Source organism: Sphingorhabdus sp. (assembly GCF_041737645.1).
GTDB lineage: Bacteria > Pseudomonadota > Alphaproteobacteria > Sphingomonadales > Sphingomonadaceae > Sphingorhabdus_B.
Genome location: NZ_JBGSRI010000038.1, coordinates 137,318 through 151,600, shown reverse-complemented (window position 1 = coordinate 151,600; position 14,283 = coordinate 137,318). Strand labels below are relative to the sequence as shown.

The 14,283-nt window shown below is 55.0% G+C and carries 18 protein-coding genes and 1 tRNA gene; 16 read left to right on the top strand and 3 right to left on the bottom strand.

Annotation, left to right across the window (positions count from 1 at the left end):
- Positions 1–91: 91 nt before the first annotated feature.
- Positions 92–748, top strand: coding sequence for an alpha/beta hydrolase (locus tag ACEW72_RS06545; protein WP_160353177.1), 657 nt, complete (start codon positions 92–94; stop codon positions 746–748).
- A 17-nt stretch (positions 749–765) separates the two neighbouring features.
- Here ACEW72_RS06545 and ACEW72_RS06540 read toward each other — a convergent pair whose 3' ends face one another.
- A complete protein-coding gene (locus tag ACEW72_RS06540; protein ID WP_373475573.1) occupies positions 766–966 on the bottom strand; it encodes a hypothetical protein in 201 nt (66 codons plus the stop codon).
- Between the two features lie 118 nt (positions 967–1,084).
- Here ACEW72_RS06540 and rpiB point away from each other — a divergent pair, with 118 nt between their 5' ends.
- The 5 genes from rpiB to ACEW72_RS06515 are packed head-to-tail and all read left to right on the top strand — an operon-like array spanning position 1,085 to position 4,438.
- Positions 1,085–1,537 (top strand): ribose 5-phosphate isomerase B, encoded by a 453-nt coding sequence (gene rpiB / locus ACEW72_RS06535; protein ID WP_373475572.1) that lies wholly within the window; start codon positions 1,085–1,087, stop codon positions 1,535–1,537.
- Entirely contained in the window at positions 1,534–2,847 is a 1,314-nt protein-coding gene (glyA, locus tag ACEW72_RS06530) for a serine hydroxymethyltransferase (protein ID WP_373475571.1), read from the top strand. The genes rpiB and glyA overlap by 4 nt, the downstream gene beginning before the upstream one ends.
- Positions 2,848–2,894: 47 nt before the next feature.
- On the top strand, positions 2,895–3,245 hold the full coding sequence (locus tag ACEW72_RS06525) for a hypothetical protein (RefSeq protein WP_373475570.1): 351 nt from the start codon (positions 2,895–2,897) through the stop codon (positions 3,243–3,245).
- On the top strand, positions 3,246–3,707 hold the full coding sequence (gene nrdR / locus ACEW72_RS06520) for a transcriptional regulator NrdR (protein WP_373475569.1): 462 nt from the start codon (positions 3,246–3,248) through the stop codon (positions 3,705–3,707).
- Positions 3,704–4,438 (top strand): RNA methyltransferase, encoded by a 735-nt coding sequence (locus ACEW72_RS06515; protein WP_373475568.1) that lies wholly within the window; start codon positions 3,704–3,706, stop codon positions 4,436–4,438. Before nrdR ends, ACEW72_RS06515 begins: the two co-directional genes overlap by 4 nt.
- Positions 4,439–4,451: 13 nt before the next feature.
- On the opposite strand, the gene ACEW72_RS06510 is transcribed toward ACEW72_RS06515, so the two are convergent.
- Positions 4,452–4,772, bottom strand: coding sequence for a chorismate mutase (locus tag ACEW72_RS06510; protein ID WP_373475567.1), 321 nt, complete (start codon positions 4,770–4,772; stop codon positions 4,452–4,454).
- 40 nt (positions 4,773–4,812) lie between these two features.
- On the opposite strand from ACEW72_RS06510, the gene ACEW72_RS06505 reads away from it, so the two are divergent.
- The 10 genes from ACEW72_RS06505 to ACEW72_RS06460 all read left to right on the top strand — a co-directional run bounded on the left by ACEW72_RS06505 (position 4,813) and on the right by ACEW72_RS06460 (position 12,694).
- A complete protein-coding gene (locus tag ACEW72_RS06505; RefSeq protein WP_373475566.1) occupies positions 4,813–4,980 on the top strand; it encodes a hypothetical protein in 168 nt (55 codons plus the stop codon).
- On the top strand, positions 4,952–5,566 hold the full coding sequence (gene rpsD / locus ACEW72_RS06500) for a 30S ribosomal protein S4 (RefSeq protein WP_373475565.1): 615 nt from the start codon (positions 4,952–4,954) through the stop codon (positions 5,564–5,566). Before ACEW72_RS06505 ends, rpsD begins: the two co-directional genes overlap by 29 nt.
- A gap of 114 nt (positions 5,567–5,680) precedes the next feature.
- The gene (locus ACEW72_RS06495; RefSeq protein ID WP_373475564.1) at positions 5,681–7,360 is read left to right on the top strand and encodes a M28 family metallopeptidase; all 1,680 of its coding nucleotides are present in this window, start codon (positions 5,681–5,683) and stop codon (positions 7,358–7,360) included.
- Positions 7,361–7,366: 6 nt separating this feature from the next.
- Positions 7,367–8,347 carry an agmatine deiminase family protein gene (locus ACEW72_RS06490; protein WP_373475563.1) on the top strand — a complete coding sequence of 327 codons (981 nt, stop codon included), beginning with the start codon at positions 7,367–7,369 and terminating at the stop codon, positions 8,345–8,347.
- A 64-nt stretch (positions 8,348–8,411) separates the two neighbouring features.
- The gene (locus ACEW72_RS06485; RefSeq protein WP_373475562.1) at positions 8,412–9,275 is read left to right on the top strand and encodes a class I SAM-dependent methyltransferase; all 864 of its coding nucleotides are present in this window, start codon (positions 8,412–8,414) and stop codon (positions 9,273–9,275) included.
- A gap of 7 nt (positions 9,276–9,282) precedes the next feature.
- Positions 9,283–9,633 (top strand): DUF3147 family protein, encoded by a 351-nt coding sequence (locus tag ACEW72_RS06480; RefSeq protein ID WP_373475578.1) that lies wholly within the window; start codon positions 9,283–9,285, stop codon positions 9,631–9,633.
- A 7-nt stretch (positions 9,634–9,640) separates the two neighbouring features.
- The gene (gene aguB / locus ACEW72_RS06475) at positions 9,641–10,507 is read left to right on the top strand and encodes an N-carbamoylputrescine amidase (RefSeq protein ID WP_373475561.1); all 867 of its coding nucleotides are present in this window, start codon (positions 9,641–9,643) and stop codon (positions 10,505–10,507) included.
- Entirely contained in the window at positions 10,482–11,015 is a 534-nt protein-coding gene (folK, locus tag ACEW72_RS06470) for a 2-amino-4-hydroxy-6-hydroxymethyldihydropteridine diphosphokinase (RefSeq protein ID WP_373475577.1), read from the top strand. The genes aguB and folK overlap by 26 nt, the downstream gene beginning before the upstream one ends.
- A gap of 50 nt (positions 11,016–11,065) precedes the next feature.
- A tRNA-Lys gene (locus tag ACEW72_RS06465) sits at positions 11,066–11,141 on the top strand.
- Between the two features lie 128 nt (positions 11,142–11,269).
- On the top strand, positions 11,270–12,694 hold the full coding sequence (locus ACEW72_RS06460; RefSeq protein WP_373475560.1) for a S41 family peptidase: 1,425 nt from the start codon (positions 11,270–11,272) through the stop codon (positions 12,692–12,694).
- Here the strand turns inward: ACEW72_RS06460 and ACEW72_RS06455 are convergent.
- Complete coding sequence (locus tag ACEW72_RS06455) at positions 12,691–14,187, bottom strand: MFS transporter (RefSeq protein ID WP_373475559.1); 1,497 nt, start codon at positions 14,185–14,187, stop codon at positions 12,691–12,693. The two genes, ACEW72_RS06460 and ACEW72_RS06455, sit on opposite strands and share 4 nt — an antisense overlap.
- Positions 14,188–14,283: the final 96 nt, after the last annotated feature.

Genomic DNA, 14,283 nt, shown 5'->3' with positions numbered 1-14,283 from the left:
TCGTGACTGCTTCTATATAGCGCTTCGACTTCCTGCAAAGCCCGAACAATCGGTTGCTGCGCGGCACTTAAATATAGAATCGAAAAAATAGATGCCTGCCATTGCTATTCCAGGTCCCGAAGGCCGTCTCGAAGCCCGTTTCTCGCCCCCGCCACGTCCCCGCGCACCGGTCGCAATGATATTGCATCCGCACCCGCAAGCCGGCGGCACAATGAACGACCGCATCACGCAAGCGCTTTACAAGACCTTCGTGGCGCGCGGCTTTGCCGTGTTGCGCTTCAACTTCCGGGGCGTCGGCCGCAGCGAAGGCGAGTTTGACAATGGTATCGGCGAACTGTCCGACGCCGCATCGGCGCTCGACTGGGTGCAGAGCTTCCATCCCGAAGCGTCCACCACCTGGATCGCCGGTTTCAGCTTTGGCGCGTGGATCGGTATGCAATTGCTGATGCGTCGCCCTGAAATACGCGGATTCATCTCGGTTTCGCCGCCGTCGAACATGTATGATTTCAGCTTTCTCGCCCCTTGCCCGTCGTCCGGCATCATCATTCAGGGCGCACAGGATGAAGTTGTGAACCCCAGTGCGGTTCAAAAACTGGTCGATAAATTGCGGACCCAGCGCCACATCACGATCCATCATGACGAAATTCCGCGTGCCAACCATTTCTATGAAAATGAAATGGATATGCTGATGGCGTCGGTAAACAATTACCTGGATTTCCGTCTGGACCCCAATTCACCCATCAAGTGAGTTCGGCGGGCGAAGTGTTATTTCACTTCGCCGGTCACCAGACTGTTGCCCTTTTCATCGGGCACGACCCAGATTGCGATATTGGCAAATATAACCAGCGCAGCCGCGACCATAAGCCACATTTGCTGGCTGATACCGTCGCGCCGCCAGCGCCTCCACGCGCCGAAAAGGAGCAAAAAAGCGGCAATCATGGCGAGCGAGAGTATTGCGTTGAGCATAGCCCCCCATAAAGCCCGTGGAAAAGCTGCACAATCGGGCAAATTCGGCATAGCGTTTTTACACCCTCTCGCTTAGAGGAACCAAACTCCGAGTCCTCTCGCCGCGAAGGATATGCCCATGCGTATCGTCATTGCCTCCGACCATGCCGCCCTCGCGCTGAAAGCCGCGCTGGTCGACTATGTGCGCGAGCTAGGCCATGACATCACCGACCTTGGCCCGCATGACGAAAGCTCGGTCGATTATCCCGACTATGGATATAAACTGGCTACTGCGATTGCCGATGGCGATGCCGAGCGCGGTATTGCATTGTGCGGTTCGGGAATTGGCATTTCGATCGCCGTCAACCGCAATACCGCTGCTCGCGCCGCTTTGGTGTCCGAACCGCTGTCGGCGCAATTGGCCCGCGAACATAATGACGCAAATGTGATTGCCATGGGCGCCCGCCTGATCGGTATCGAAATGGCAAAAGCCTGCGTCGATCGCTTTCTTTCCACGGAATTTGGTGGAGATCGCCACCAGCGCCGCGTCGATAAATTGTCCAACCCGCAAAATGCGAAGGAATCAGCATGAGCAGCCACCCCGCCAATGATCTTAGCAACGTACAGCCTGACGGCTTTTTTACGCGTAGCCTTGCCGAGGCAGATCCTGAAATCTCGGGCTGGATCGCGAAAGAACTGGGACGTCAGCAGGACAAGATCGAGCTGATTGCTTCGGAAAACATCACGTCGCGCGCTGTCTTGGAAGCCACAGGTTCGATCCTGACCAACAAATATGCCGAAGGCTATCCCGGCAAGCGCTATTATGGCGGCTGCGAATATGTCGACGAGATCGAAACAATCGCCATCGAACGCGCCAAGAAGCTTTTCGGATGCGGTTTTGCCAATGTGCAGCCCAACAGCGGCAGCCAGATGAACCAGGCCGTTTTCCTCGCCCTGCTTAATCCGGGCGACAGCTTCATGGGTCTGGATCTCGCGGCTGGCGGTCACCTGACCCATGGTTCGCCTGTCAACCAGTCCGGCAAATGGTTCAGCCCCATCCCCTATGGCGTGCGCCGCGAAGACCAGATCATTGATATGGATGAAGTCGCCCGCATTGCCCGCGAGAATAAACCCAAGCTGATTATCGCAGGCGGCACCGCCTATTCGCGTATCTGGGACTGGGCCGGATTCCGCGCCATCGCCGACGAGATCGGCGCAACACTTCTGGTCGATATGTCGCACATTTCGGGTCTGGTTGCAGGTGGCGCCCATCCCTCCCCCATTCCCCACGCGCATATCGTCACCAGCACCACGCACAAGTCGCTGCGCGGCCCGCGCTCTGGTATCATTCTGTCCAACGACGAAGCGCTCGCGAAGAAGCTCAATTCGGCTATTTTCCCGGGGCTACAGGGTGGACCCATGATGCACGTCATCGCTGCAAAGGCGATATGTTTTGCCGAAGCGATGAAGCCGGAATTCAAAAGCTACGCCGCCAGCGTGGTTGAAAACGCGAAAGTGCTCGCCGCCAGCTTGCAGGAACAGGGGCTGGATATCGTATCGGGTGGAACCGACAACCACTCCATGCTCGTCGACCTGCGTCCTAAGCAAGCAAAGGGCAAACATGCCGAACATGCGCTGGATCGTGCGTCCATCACCTGCAACAAAAACAACATTCCGTTCGACACCGAAAAGGCGACACTGACCTCGGGTCTCCGCCTCGGAACACCCGCAGGCACGACACGAGGCTTTGGTCCGGCGGAGTTCCGCGACATTGGCCGGATGATTGCGGACGTCGTCGAAGGTTTGCGTAAAAATGGTGAAGCCGGTGATGGCCAGATCGAGGCGCGCGTGAAGGCGGAAGCGGAAGCCTTGTGCAGGCGCTTTCCAATTTACCCCTCTTGAACTATAAAGGTGACTTACCCATCTAATACACAGAAGGGAATTTGATCATGGGATATTGTAACGATTGCGACGGCGAGTATCAGGAAGGTGCAAAATTCTGTCCGCAGTGCGGGGCTAAAACGCCTGAACAGCGTGCAGCGGAGAGCATTCCAAATCAGGCAAAGCATTATGTTGGTGAAGCGGCTGATGAACTGTGGGGCGCAACCAAAGACGCGTTTCACACCGGCAAGCATCTTGCCGATCAGGATACAGTCAAGAAAGTGGCCGGCGGGGCAGCGATCGGGGCAGCCGCGGCAGTTATCGCGCCTATCGGCCTTGCAACTGGTGCACTTATCGGCGCTGGAATTGTCGCCTACAGGCATGTAAATAAAAAGAAAAATCAGGAAAATCAGAAATAGATGCGTTGCCCATTTTGCGGACATGATGATAGTCAGGTCAAAGACAGTCGTCCTACCGAGGACAACAGCGCCATCCGCCGCCGTCGCCAGTGTGAAGGCTGTGGCGGGCGTTTTACGACCTTTGAACGGATACAGCTTCGCGAATTGACGGTTGTCAAAACCGAGGGAAAACGCGAACCTTTCGAACGGGAAAAGCTTGAAAGATCACTATCGGTGGCGTGCCGCAAGCGCCCGGTGGATAGCACCCAGATCGAAAAACTCGCATCGGGCATACAACGTCAACTTGAAACATTGGGTGAAAGTGAAATCGAATCCAAACGGATCGGCGAATTTGTAATGGATGGCCTGAAGGCGTTGGATAGTGTCGCCTACATCCGTTTTGCATCAGTGTATAAGGACTTTAGCGAAGCGAAAGATTTTGAGGATTTCGCCGGGAGCGTGGCTGAAGCGGCAAAGAAATGAGCGCGCCGCCCATTATCATACTTGTTCGGCCCCAATTGGGCGAAAATATCGGTAAAGCGGCACGCGCGATGCTCAATTTTGGTCTTACAGAAATGCGGCTGGTGGCGCCGCGCGATGGCTGGCCCAACCCGTCGGCCGGACCCGCAGCATCGGGGGCAGATATCGTGCTGGCCAATGCCAAAGTCTATGGCACTTTGGCAGATGCCACCGCCGATATCGGCCATATATATGCAACGACAGTCCGCAAGCGGGGCGTAACCAAGCCGGTTATTACGCCCGAAACGGCCGCACATGAAATTTTGGGAAACCCCGGGCTAAGCGCAATTTTGTTCGGCGCGGAGAGATCTGGCTTGGAAAGCGACGAAGTAACGGTCGCACGTTCTATCATCACTGTACCTATAAACCCCGAATTTGGGTCGCTCAACCTTGCACAAGCCGTGATCCTTTGCGCTTATGAATGGTCCAAGACGCAAAAGCTGGCCAGCCCGCCAAAAACCGAGATCGATCCTCCTGCCAGTCAGTTTGAACTTGATGGCTTGATCGAACAACTGGATGGAATGCTCGATCCGCTAGGATATTTCAGACCAACCGATCGCGCACCTGTTACCCGTCGCACATTGCGGAATCTATTGACCAAGCCCGGCTGGAATGCCCTTGAAGTCCGCACTTTGCGGGGTGTTTTAACTACCTTGGCAAAGCGACGCATTGAATCAGACAGATTGCATCCATAACAGCGTCATCCACTCAAGATGCGCGTTGGGCATCCCAATGGCCGTATTCATAGGCAATTGAAGCTTCGACCAACTGGTCCCATAATTGCTCGATGACATCGACCGGCAGGTCGTGGCTAGCAGCCGCCAATTTCACATTTTGCAGCACTTGCGCTTTACGTGCCTCGTCACGGACGGCGGAGCGGTCGGTTTTTATCCGCGCGGCGGCGGACATGTAAGCGAATCGTCGGGTCAAAAGCTCAACCAGCGCAAGATCGACTGCATCCACCCCCGCCCTAACCTGCGGCATTGAACTACAATCATCGGGCGAGACAGTGCGGGAGATATCAGACATGGCCGCGCCTTAGAAAGCTGCGCGGATAAAGTCGAGCGCGATGTTGACAATCCGGCGCGTTACCGCCATAGGCCCGCCTTCGCAATTGACCCTGCATCCCGGTGAAGCAGGTGTCCGGCACATCTTGCATGTGTCGCGCGGTACCGGGAACATCGTTGTTAGCAAATTGGAGACTGTAAATGTCGAAGCGTACAAGCTCGAAGTATAAACTTGACCGCCGGATGGGTGAAAACATCTGGGGCCGTCCTAAATCCCCCGTCAACAAGCGTGAGTATGGCCCCGGCCAGCACGGTCAGCGCCGCAAGGGCAAGCTTTCCGATTACGGCATTCAGCTGCGCGCCAAGCAGAAGCTGAAGGGCTATTATGGCGACATCACTGAAAAGCAGTTCAAGCGCGCTTATCAGGAAGCCAACCGCATGAAGGGCGATACCTCGCAGAACCTCATCGGTCTGCTTGAGCGTCGTCTGGACATGATCGTCTACCGCGCAAAATTTGCACCAACAATCTTTGCAGCCCGTCAGCTCGTCAGCCATGGCCACGTTCGCGTCAACGGCGTGAAGTGCAACATCGCCAGCCGTCAGGTCGACGTTGGCAGCATCATCAGCCTGGGCAACAAGGCAAAGGAAATGGCGCTGGTTATCGAAGCTCAAGGCCTCGCAGAACGCGACATTCCGGAATATGTGGCCGTAGACGGCAACGACAAGGTCACCTTCGCGCGCGTACCATCGCTCGATGAAGTGCCCTATCCTGTAAAGATGGAACCAAATCTGGTCGTCGAATTCTATTCGCGCTAATTAACTGATCAAACCGAAGCAAATCTGGCGGTCCTGCGGGGCCGCCTTTTTTGTTTGGGGATATCGTCCGTGTCTGGCAAAAGAATTTATAAAGAGAAATTTTGGGAGTTATCCATGCGAATTCTGACGCTTGTAGCGGCCTCGGCCTTGGTGCTGACCTCGGCCTGTAAACAGGCGAACGCCCCTGCTTTCGATGCCTCCGCGCTGCCGCAAGTCACGGTGCCTGACCTGTCGGAACAGACGATGAAGAACGTAACAAAAGAATTATCGCTCGACAGTTATGAAGGGCGCGCGCCCGGATCCCCTGGCGAGGAAAAGACCGTTACTTTTTTGATAGATCAATTCAAAAAAGCGGGGCTGGAGCCAGGGAATAAAGGCGGCTGGACACAAGATGTGCCACTGGTTGAAATCACTGCCAAAAACGTCTCCGCGCTCAGCATTGCCGACAAGAGCGGCAAGGCAATTTCTTTTGCTTATGGCAGCGAATATGTCATCGGCAGCTATCGCGAAACTCCCAAAACCAAAATCGACCAGAGCGAGATGGTCTTTGTCGGTCACGGCATCGTAGCGCCTGAAAAGGGCTGGAACGATTATGCTGGCGTCGATGTAAAAGGCAAAACGGTCGTCGTCATGGTCAACGACCCTGACTTTGATGCCCCCGATTTGAAAGGGGATTTTGGCGGAAAGGCGATGACCTATTATGGCCGCTGGACCTATAAATATGAAGAAGCCGCCCGTCAGGGCGCTGCGGCCGTGCTCATTATCCACGATGATGCACCCGCCGCTTATGGCTGGAGTGTCGTCAATTCGAGCTGGACGGGGACGCAGTTTCTGGCCCAGTCCAAAGACGCTGGCGCAAGCCAGACTGCAGCGAACGGATGGATCCAGAAAGATGTTGCGAAGGAAATCTTCGCTGCGGCTGGACAGGATCTGGACAAGCAAATGGCCGCTGCGAAAAAGAAAGGGTTCAAGGCTGTACCCTTGGGCCTGACGGCGTCGTTGAGCTTTGATAATGACATTGCGCGCAAAGCGAGCAAAAATGTTGTTGGCATTTTGAAGGGGACAAAACGGCCAGAAGAATATGTCCTCTACACGGCCCATTGGGACCATCTGGGCCGCTGCACAGCCGCAGCCGATGGCGACGATATCTGCAACGGCGCAGTCGACAATGCCACCGGCACAGCCGCTCTTGTTGCCTTGGCGGAGGGCTTCAAAAAGGCAGGCGCGCCGGACCGCAGCGTCGTGTTTCTCGCCGTAACGGCCGAGGAATCGGGTCTGCTCGGCTCCAAATATTATGCCGAAAACCCGGTTTATTCGCTCAGCCAGACAGTGGGCGGCGTTAACATGGATGCCTTTTCGATGGCGGGCCCTGCGAAGAATCTGACGGTGATCGGCAAAGGTAAATCGCAACTCGACGATTATCTGAACGCCGCAGCCAAGACCGAGGGGCGAACCCCCGAAATGGAGCCAACCCCCGAAAAGGGTTTCTATTATCGTTCGGACCATTTCAGCTTTGCAAAGCTGGGTGTGCCAATGGTCTATTTTGAAGGTGGTGATGATCTGGTCACCGGTGGCAAGGAAGCGGCCAAGGCGGCCGCCGAGGATTATGAAAAGAACCGTTATCATGCCCCCGCCGACGAATATAACGAGGCATGGGACTGGACCGGCGTGATGTCGGATCTGCGGCTCTACTATCGCGTAGGCCGAATGCTCGCGATGACCGATGCCTGGCCCAATTGGAATGAAGGCGACGAATTCCGCGCCATCCGTGACAAAAGCCGCGACGGGAAGTAAGCGACCATGCCTTTGAGAATGCCCGCCGAATGGGCTCCGCACGAGCGTGTCTGGATAGGCTTCCCCAGCTTTTGGGGCCATTGGGAAGAACCCTTTGCCGCCGCGCAAAAGCAAGTCGCCGCCTTTGCCAATGCGGTCCATGACGGTGGCAAGGGCGAGACGGTGTATCTAATCGCCGGCAATGCCGAAGCGGCAAAAGTGGCCCGCGATCTCGCCGCCCCGGGTGTAATCGTCGAGGAACGCCAGATTGGCGATATCTGGCTACGCGACACAGGCTGCATCATTGTCGGCGAAGGCAATGGCCGTATCGCGCGCGATTTCGGCTTTAACGGCTGGGGCAACCGATTCAACTTTGACGGCGATCAGGAAATCGGCAAGACGCTCGCGCAGGCGGCGGGCTTAACGGCCACGCCCTGTGACTGGGTATTGGAAGGCGGCTCCATTGATGTTGATGGCGAGGGCCGCGCCGTAACCACAGTCGATTGCCTGCTAAACCCCAACCGCAACCCTGATCTGGGCAAAGAACAGATCGAAGCGCGGTTACGCAGCGATCTTGGCATCGATAGCCTGCTATGGCTCGGCGACGGACTGGCCAACGATCACACCGACGGGCATGTCGACAATCTGGCGCGTTTCGTAGGGCCAAACCATTTGGTCATTCCCGAAGCACGTGATGCGAACGACCCGAACAGCGCAGTCTATGCCGAAGCGCGCAAAGCCGCAGAAGCGTTCGGATGTAAGGTAACTCCCCTGCCCTCTGTCGGTCGATTTGAACAATATGGTGAAGCCGTCCCGGCCAGCTATATGAACTTCTACATCGGCAACAGCGTGGTCGTCGTTCCAACTTATGGCAGCCGGTACGATGACGCGGCATTGGCGGAAATCCAAAGCCTGTTCCCCACCCATAAAGTCGTGGGCAGCCCCGCCGATGCCGTCCTTTCCGGTGGTGGCAGCTTCCATTGCTCCAGCCAACAGGTGCCAATTTAGCTATCTTGGCTTTTTGCCACTTCGGACCCATATAGGGACGCAGTTCAACAGAGAGGAATCCCCCATGAAAAAATCCCTTCTTTTCGCACTCGCCGCAACTGTGCTAACCGTTCCGTCCTTTGCCGACGGCCATATGGGTATAAGCAAGGCCGAGCATGACAAAATGCACAAGGCGCATAAAGAGCGTCTGGCGAAAATATTGGCCGACCCGTCACGTGTCGAAGATTCGAAGCGTGACAAATATCGCCATCCTGCAGAAACGTTCGAATTCTTCAAGCTTCACCCCGATCATGTGATTGGTGAATATGCCCCCGGCGGTGAGTGGGTTTCCCGGATTTTGGGCCGATATGTGGATGAAAAAGGAAAATATGTAGGTCTGTTCTTCGGTACCAAAACGCACTTTAGCGACACGGCCAAGGAAGGCATCAAGGCAGGAATCGCCAAGTTCCCCGCCGATGTTGCTGCTGTCTCCGGTCGCCCTGCAACCGACTTTAGCGCTTTTTCACTCAGCGAAGTTCCAGAAGGCGCGAAAGGAACATTCGACCGCATCATCGTGATGCGGATGTTGCACAATATGCAGCGGTGGAACATCGCTGATGCCGAAATCAAAGCGATGCGCGACCTGCTGAAGGATGATGGCTTGCTCGGTATCGAACAACACCGTGCCAAGGCCGATGCTTCTTATAACTATGCGGATGGCAAAGCGGGATATTTGCGCGAAGCCGACGTCATCAAGTTCATGGAAGTGAATGGCTTTGAACTCGCGGGCAAAAGCGAAATCAACGCCAATCCGAAGGATGAAGCCAACTGGCCAGACGGGGTGTGGACCCTGCCCCCGCGTCTTGCCAAAGGTGAAACCGACAAGGCAAAATATGAAGCCATCGGCGAATCTGATCGCATGACGCTGTTGTTCAAAAAACGTCCCTGATTTGGATATGCTGACCTTTGCGATCAAAGCGATACTCTCGGGAGTCATTATCGCGCTGATCGCATTGGTCGGCAAAAAAGCCCCAGCCGCAGGGGCGCTTATCGCGTCGCTCCCGCTCATTTCGATATTGGGCATGATCTGGTTGTGGCGCGACACAGCCGACCCGAAGCTGCTGGCCAATCATGCTGAGGCAACATTCTGGTATGTGTTGCCCAGTTTACCCATGTTTCTGATCATCCCTTGGATGTTACGGAACGGAGTTGGATTTTGGGTGACGCTGACCGCTTCGGGCCTTGTGACCATACTGCTCTATCTGGCAACAATCGGCATTGCCGCGCGTTTCGGTGTGCGGCTATAGCGAGCCTATGACCCATTCACTCTCCGTCGCCGCACTTCAATTGCCCTTGGCTGGCACCGAAGCCGAAAACATCGATGCCGTATCCGACCTTGTCAGCCAGGCCGCGGGGCATGGCGCGCAGATCATCCTCCCGCCGGAGCTCTTTTCGGGTCCCTATTTCTGCAAGACGCAGGAAGAAGCGCACTTCGCCCTTGCCCGTCCTACCTTGGAACATCCCTCAGTACGGGCAATGGCGAAACTCGCCAAGCAACTGGGGGTTGCCATACCGACCAGTTTCTTCGAACGCGATGGCACACATTTTTACAACACGATGGCGATGATCGATGCCGACGGCGCGATTCTCGGTACCTACCGCAAAAGCCACATTCCCGATGGTCCCGGCTATCAGGAAAAATATTATTTCCGGCCCGGCAACACAGGTTTCAAGGTCTGGGATGTGTTCGGCACGCGCATCGGAGTCGGCATCTGCTGGGATCAATGGTATCCCGAATGCGCGCGGGCGATGGCCTTGATGGGTGCGGAACTGCTGTTCTATCCGACGGCGATCGGGGCGGAACCGCAGGACGCAACGCTCGATACACGGCATATGTGGCGGCGCGCGATGGTCGGCCACGCGGTCAGCAATTGTATGCCAGTGATCGCCGCCAACCGCGTAGGTAACGAAAACGACCATGGTCTTGGACCCCAGAAATTTTACGGAACCAGTTTCATCGCAAACGAATGGGGCGAAGTCGTTACCGACCTGAACGACAGTGAAACCGGACTTTTGGTTGCAACTTTTGATCTGGATCAGGCCCGCACCCATCGTGCCAGCATGGGTTTCTTTAGGGACAGAAGGCCCCAGCTTTATAGTCGTTTGGTCGAGGATATATAAGCTGCCTCACCTCTATCTTATCGGCCTGGGATCCAACCAGCCCCATCCCGTAATCGGCAAACCGGCACAGATCATTCATCAGGCAATAGCTGCGCTTGAAATGGATGATATCGACGTATTTGCCCAGTCTGCCGTCATCACAAGCGCCGCAGTGGGGCCTTCACTCAGATGTTATGCCAATGCTGCAACTGTCCTATCTACTGACCTGCCTCCTTCAGAACTTTTGACTCGCCTACAAGAAATTGAAGCACATTTCGGGCGCATCCGTCGTGGTCAACCTTGGGGCGCAAGGACGTTGGATTTAGACATCATTTTATGGTCGGGCGGCATCTGGGCGGATCGCAACCCGGACCTGAATATACCCCATCCAGCCATGCGAATCCGTAATTTCGTGCTCACACCGGCGGCGATGATTGTACCAGATTGGCGCGACCCCATAACCGGTCTATCGATACGTCAGTTACAATCGCGATTTAACCGTCCAAAGCGGCTTGACCCCGCACCCTAGCGCCATTAGGGGGAGCGCTCTCTGTCAAACCGCATATGCGGTTCCGATAAGGGCCCTTAGCTCAGTAGGTAGAGCAACTGACTTTTAATCAGTAGGTCGCTGGTTCGAACCCAGCAGGGCTCACCATATTTTGGTTACAATTTGCTCAGGCTTTTTTAACTCTGAAAAAAGTGGACTTGTGTCGGATCGGTCAATAGCTTTGCCAGCGCTATCCCAACATGGATGGCGCAGGCGGAAGATCTGACAATATGAAAATGAGCCCGTTCAAAAACGTTATTGTAATTCTTGCAGCAGGATTGACTGCGTGTGGTGGATCAGGCGGCGGATCTGTAACGGCTCCTCCGACAAGCATAGCGCCAGTCACGCCGCCGACAACAACGAGCTGCGGGCTTGTCGATCGGCAAAATTTCGCATTTTCTGTTCTCAACGAATGGTATCTTTTCCCCGACACATTGCCATCTGCGCTTAGCCCGGCGGGCTTTAATTCAGTGCAAGCCTATATCGATGCATTGACCGCGACCGCCCGCGGACAGGGGCGCGACCGGTTTTTTACCTATATAACTTCGATCCAGGAGGAGAATGCGTTCTTTTCCTCAGGTTCAACCGCTGGCTTCGGAGTGCGCCTTGCGTATCAGGGAAACCGCCTGCTCACGATTGAAGCATTTGAAGGTGCACCCGCCCTTAATGCGGGCATAGATCGTGGGACCGAGATTCTCGCCATCGGCACGAGCACGTCGAATCTGGTTACGGTAGCCGATATTTTGACCGCGCAAGGACCCAATGGCGTCAATGACGCGTTGGGGCCAAGCACGGCCGGAACAAGTCGCGTGTTACGTATCACCGATACAGCAGGCACACGCGACGTGACTGTGACCAAGGCCAACTTCAATATTGAACCGTTATCTTCGCGTTATGGGTCCAAAATAATCGATGATGGCGGTCAGCGGGTTGGCTATATCAACATGCGGACATTCATTACGACCGCCGACAATCAATTGCGGACCGCATTCGCCGATTTTCGGGCGCAAGGGATTACCAATTTTGTGATCGATTTTCGCTATAATGGCGGCGGGCTGGTATCAACCGCAGAATTGATGGGCGATTTGATGGGCGGAAACCGGTTTAGCAGCGACGTTTTTTCAGTAACCCGTTTTCGCGCTTCAAAATCTTCGAACAATGAAACACGGCGGTTTTCGCCGCAACCGCAGTCAGTCTCTCCGGTCAAAATTGCCTTCATTTCAACCAATGCCACCGCCTCGGCCAGCGAATTGGTGATGAACAGCTTCACCCCCTTCTTGGGCGTGAACGCCGCGTTGATTGGTAGCAACAGTTTCGGCAAGCCGGTCGGGCAAATTGCCGTCGATCAGGCATCTTGTGACGACCGGATACGCGTGGTTGCCTTTGCCAAGGACAATGCCGCTGGCCAGGGGGACTATTTTTCCGGTCTTGCTGGAACCATGGGAACAACGTGTGCCGCCGCCGATGACATCACCCGGCCGCTGGGTGATCCACAAGAGGCATCTTTGCGGACCGCGCTTGATTTTGTCGCTGGACGCAGTTGCACCCCGGTCATCGCCAGTCAAAGCGCGCAGCGGACTTCAACGCGCCAACAACGCGAAATTATGCCGCTGCCGACAAATCCCAGCCTGGCTCAGCGCGAGGTACCAGGGTCATTTTAGAGAGTCGCGCGCGCCTCTTCTTTCACCCGCAACATCGACAACGCGGCACACAGCATCACAATCGCGGCAAATGCCATTGTCCAGATCGGTTCTGTCGGGAAAAATGCTTTCAGGATGCTGCCCATGACGGTCGCGACGAGCAATTGGGGGATCACGATAAATATGTTGAACAACCCCATATAGATACCCATTTTACTGGCAGGCAGGCTTGACGCCAAAATGGCATAGGGCATCGCCAATATCGACGCCCACGCAATGCCCACGCCAATTTCTGACAGGATGAGCAGGTTCGGATCGCGAATGAAAAGAAAGCTGGCATACCCTGCAGATCCGGCAAGCAAGCAGGCCATGTGCGTATTCACCTTGCCAAATTTTTCCGCCATCTTCGGTAGAATTATCAATGCCGCCAATGCGGCGACGCCATTATAAATCGCGAACAGCGTGCCAACCCAATTGCTACCGTCGCCATAAGCCGCGCTGGCGGGGTCGGCGGAACCGAACATATATTGGGCGACCACAGGTGTGGTGTAAATCCACATGATGAACAATGCAGACCAACTGAAAAACTGAACCAAAGCCAGCTTTTTCATGATTTCAGGCATTCCCGAGAAATCGCCGACTATGTGGGATAGCACGTTATTGCTGCGGCCGGATTGTGCCAGTCCGATGGCAATTAAACTTGCCACGCCATATGCTGCAATCAACGCACCCAGCAGATATACTTCCTTTTCCAACCCGGATATTCCGACCATCACGACCACGAAAGCACCTGCTACAATCCATAAAATTGCGCGGGTCTTTGATCTTGACGCAAGTGCCCGAATTGTGGCGTCATTATCAGCCGAAGGACCTTCGAACATCGCCAATTCCGCCGGACTATATTCCTTGGTCGTCAAGACCGTCCATAGAACGGCCACGAACAACGCAACGCTGCCGAACCAGAAGCTATATTTTACCGTATCGGGAATTTGCCCCGCCGGGGCCAGATTGGATACGCCCCATGCGTCCAATGCGTAAGGAAAAGCGGAACCGACCACTGCGCCGGCGCCGATAAATGCCGTTTGGATCGCGTAGCCAGCGGTGTGTTGATCCTTACGGAGCATATCCCCTACAAACGCACGAAACGGCTCCATCGAAATATTCAACGACGCATCGAGCAACCACAGCATCAATGCCGCAAAGAACAATATTTTGGCAAATGGCATCAGGATCAGCGACAATGCGGCCAATATCGCGCCTGCCAGAAAATAGGGACGGCGGCGTCCAAATCTTCCAAACCATGTCCGGTCACTGAAATGACCAACCAGCGGCTGGACAAGTAACCCTGTCAAAGGTGCTGCAATCCACAACGCGGGCAAATCGTCCAGACCAGTGCCCAGCGCCTGAAAAATACGCGACATATTGCCGTTTTGTAAGGCAAACCCGATCTGGATGCCAAAAAAACCAAAGCTGATATTCCACAGCCCCCAAAATCCCTGACGCGGCTTTTCCACGAAAATTCCTCTCCCAAGGTTATTTATTGGGTATCAGGCTGACAGAAAGACCAGCGCGTCGCAATGGGCGGAGCAGGTTACGCATACGTATAAGGA

What these genes read in the sequence shown, in the direction of transcription:
- ACEW72_RS06545 (WP_160353177.1), top strand. Translation starts at nt 92, where the DNA reads ATGCCTGCCATTGCTATTCCAGGTCCCGAAGGCCGTCTCGAAGCCCGT.
- ACEW72_RS06540 (WP_373475573.1), bottom strand. Translation starts at nt 966, where the DNA reads ATGCTCAACGCAATACTCTCGCTCGCCATGATTGCCGCTTTTTTGCTC.
- rpiB (WP_373475572.1), top strand. Translation starts at nt 1,085, where the DNA reads ATGCGTATCGTCATTGCCTCCGACCATGCCGCCCTCGCGCTGAAAGCC.
- glyA (WP_373475571.1), top strand. Translation starts at nt 1,534, where the DNA reads ATGAGCAGCCACCCCGCCAATGATCTTAGCAACGTACAGCCTGACGGC.
- ACEW72_RS06525 (WP_373475570.1), top strand. Translation starts at nt 2,895, where the DNA reads ATGGGATATTGTAACGATTGCGACGGCGAGTATCAGGAAGGTGCAAAA.
- nrdR (WP_373475569.1), top strand. Translation starts at nt 3,246, where the DNA reads ATGCGTTGCCCATTTTGCGGACATGATGATAGTCAGGTCAAAGACAGT.
- ACEW72_RS06515 (WP_373475568.1), top strand. Translation starts at nt 3,704, where the DNA reads ATGAGCGCGCCGCCCATTATCATACTTGTTCGGCCCCAATTGGGCGAA.
- ACEW72_RS06510 (WP_373475567.1), bottom strand. Translation starts at nt 4,772, where the DNA reads ATGTCTGATATCTCCCGCACTGTCTCGCCCGATGATTGTAGTTCAATG.
- ACEW72_RS06505 (WP_373475566.1), top strand. Translation starts at nt 4,813, where the DNA reads ATGTTGACAATCCGGCGCGTTACCGCCATAGGCCCGCCTTCGCAATTG.
- rpsD (WP_373475565.1), top strand. Translation starts at nt 4,952, where the DNA reads ATGTCGAAGCGTACAAGCTCGAAGTATAAACTTGACCGCCGGATGGGT.
- ACEW72_RS06495 (WP_373475564.1), top strand. Translation starts at nt 5,681, where the DNA reads ATGCGAATTCTGACGCTTGTAGCGGCCTCGGCCTTGGTGCTGACCTCG.
- ACEW72_RS06490 (WP_373475563.1), top strand. Translation starts at nt 7,367, where the DNA reads ATGCCTTTGAGAATGCCCGCCGAATGGGCTCCGCACGAGCGTGTCTGG.
- ACEW72_RS06485 (WP_373475562.1), top strand. Translation starts at nt 8,412, where the DNA reads ATGAAAAAATCCCTTCTTTTCGCACTCGCCGCAACTGTGCTAACCGTT.
- ACEW72_RS06480 (WP_373475578.1), top strand. Translation starts at nt 9,283, where the DNA reads ATGCTGACCTTTGCGATCAAAGCGATACTCTCGGGAGTCATTATCGCG.
- aguB (WP_373475561.1), top strand. Translation starts at nt 9,641, where the DNA reads ATGACCCATTCACTCTCCGTCGCCGCACTTCAATTGCCCTTGGCTGGC.
- ACEW72_RS06460 (WP_373475560.1), top strand. Translation starts at nt 11,270, where the DNA reads ATGAGCCCGTTCAAAAACGTTATTGTAATTCTTGCAGCAGGATTGACT.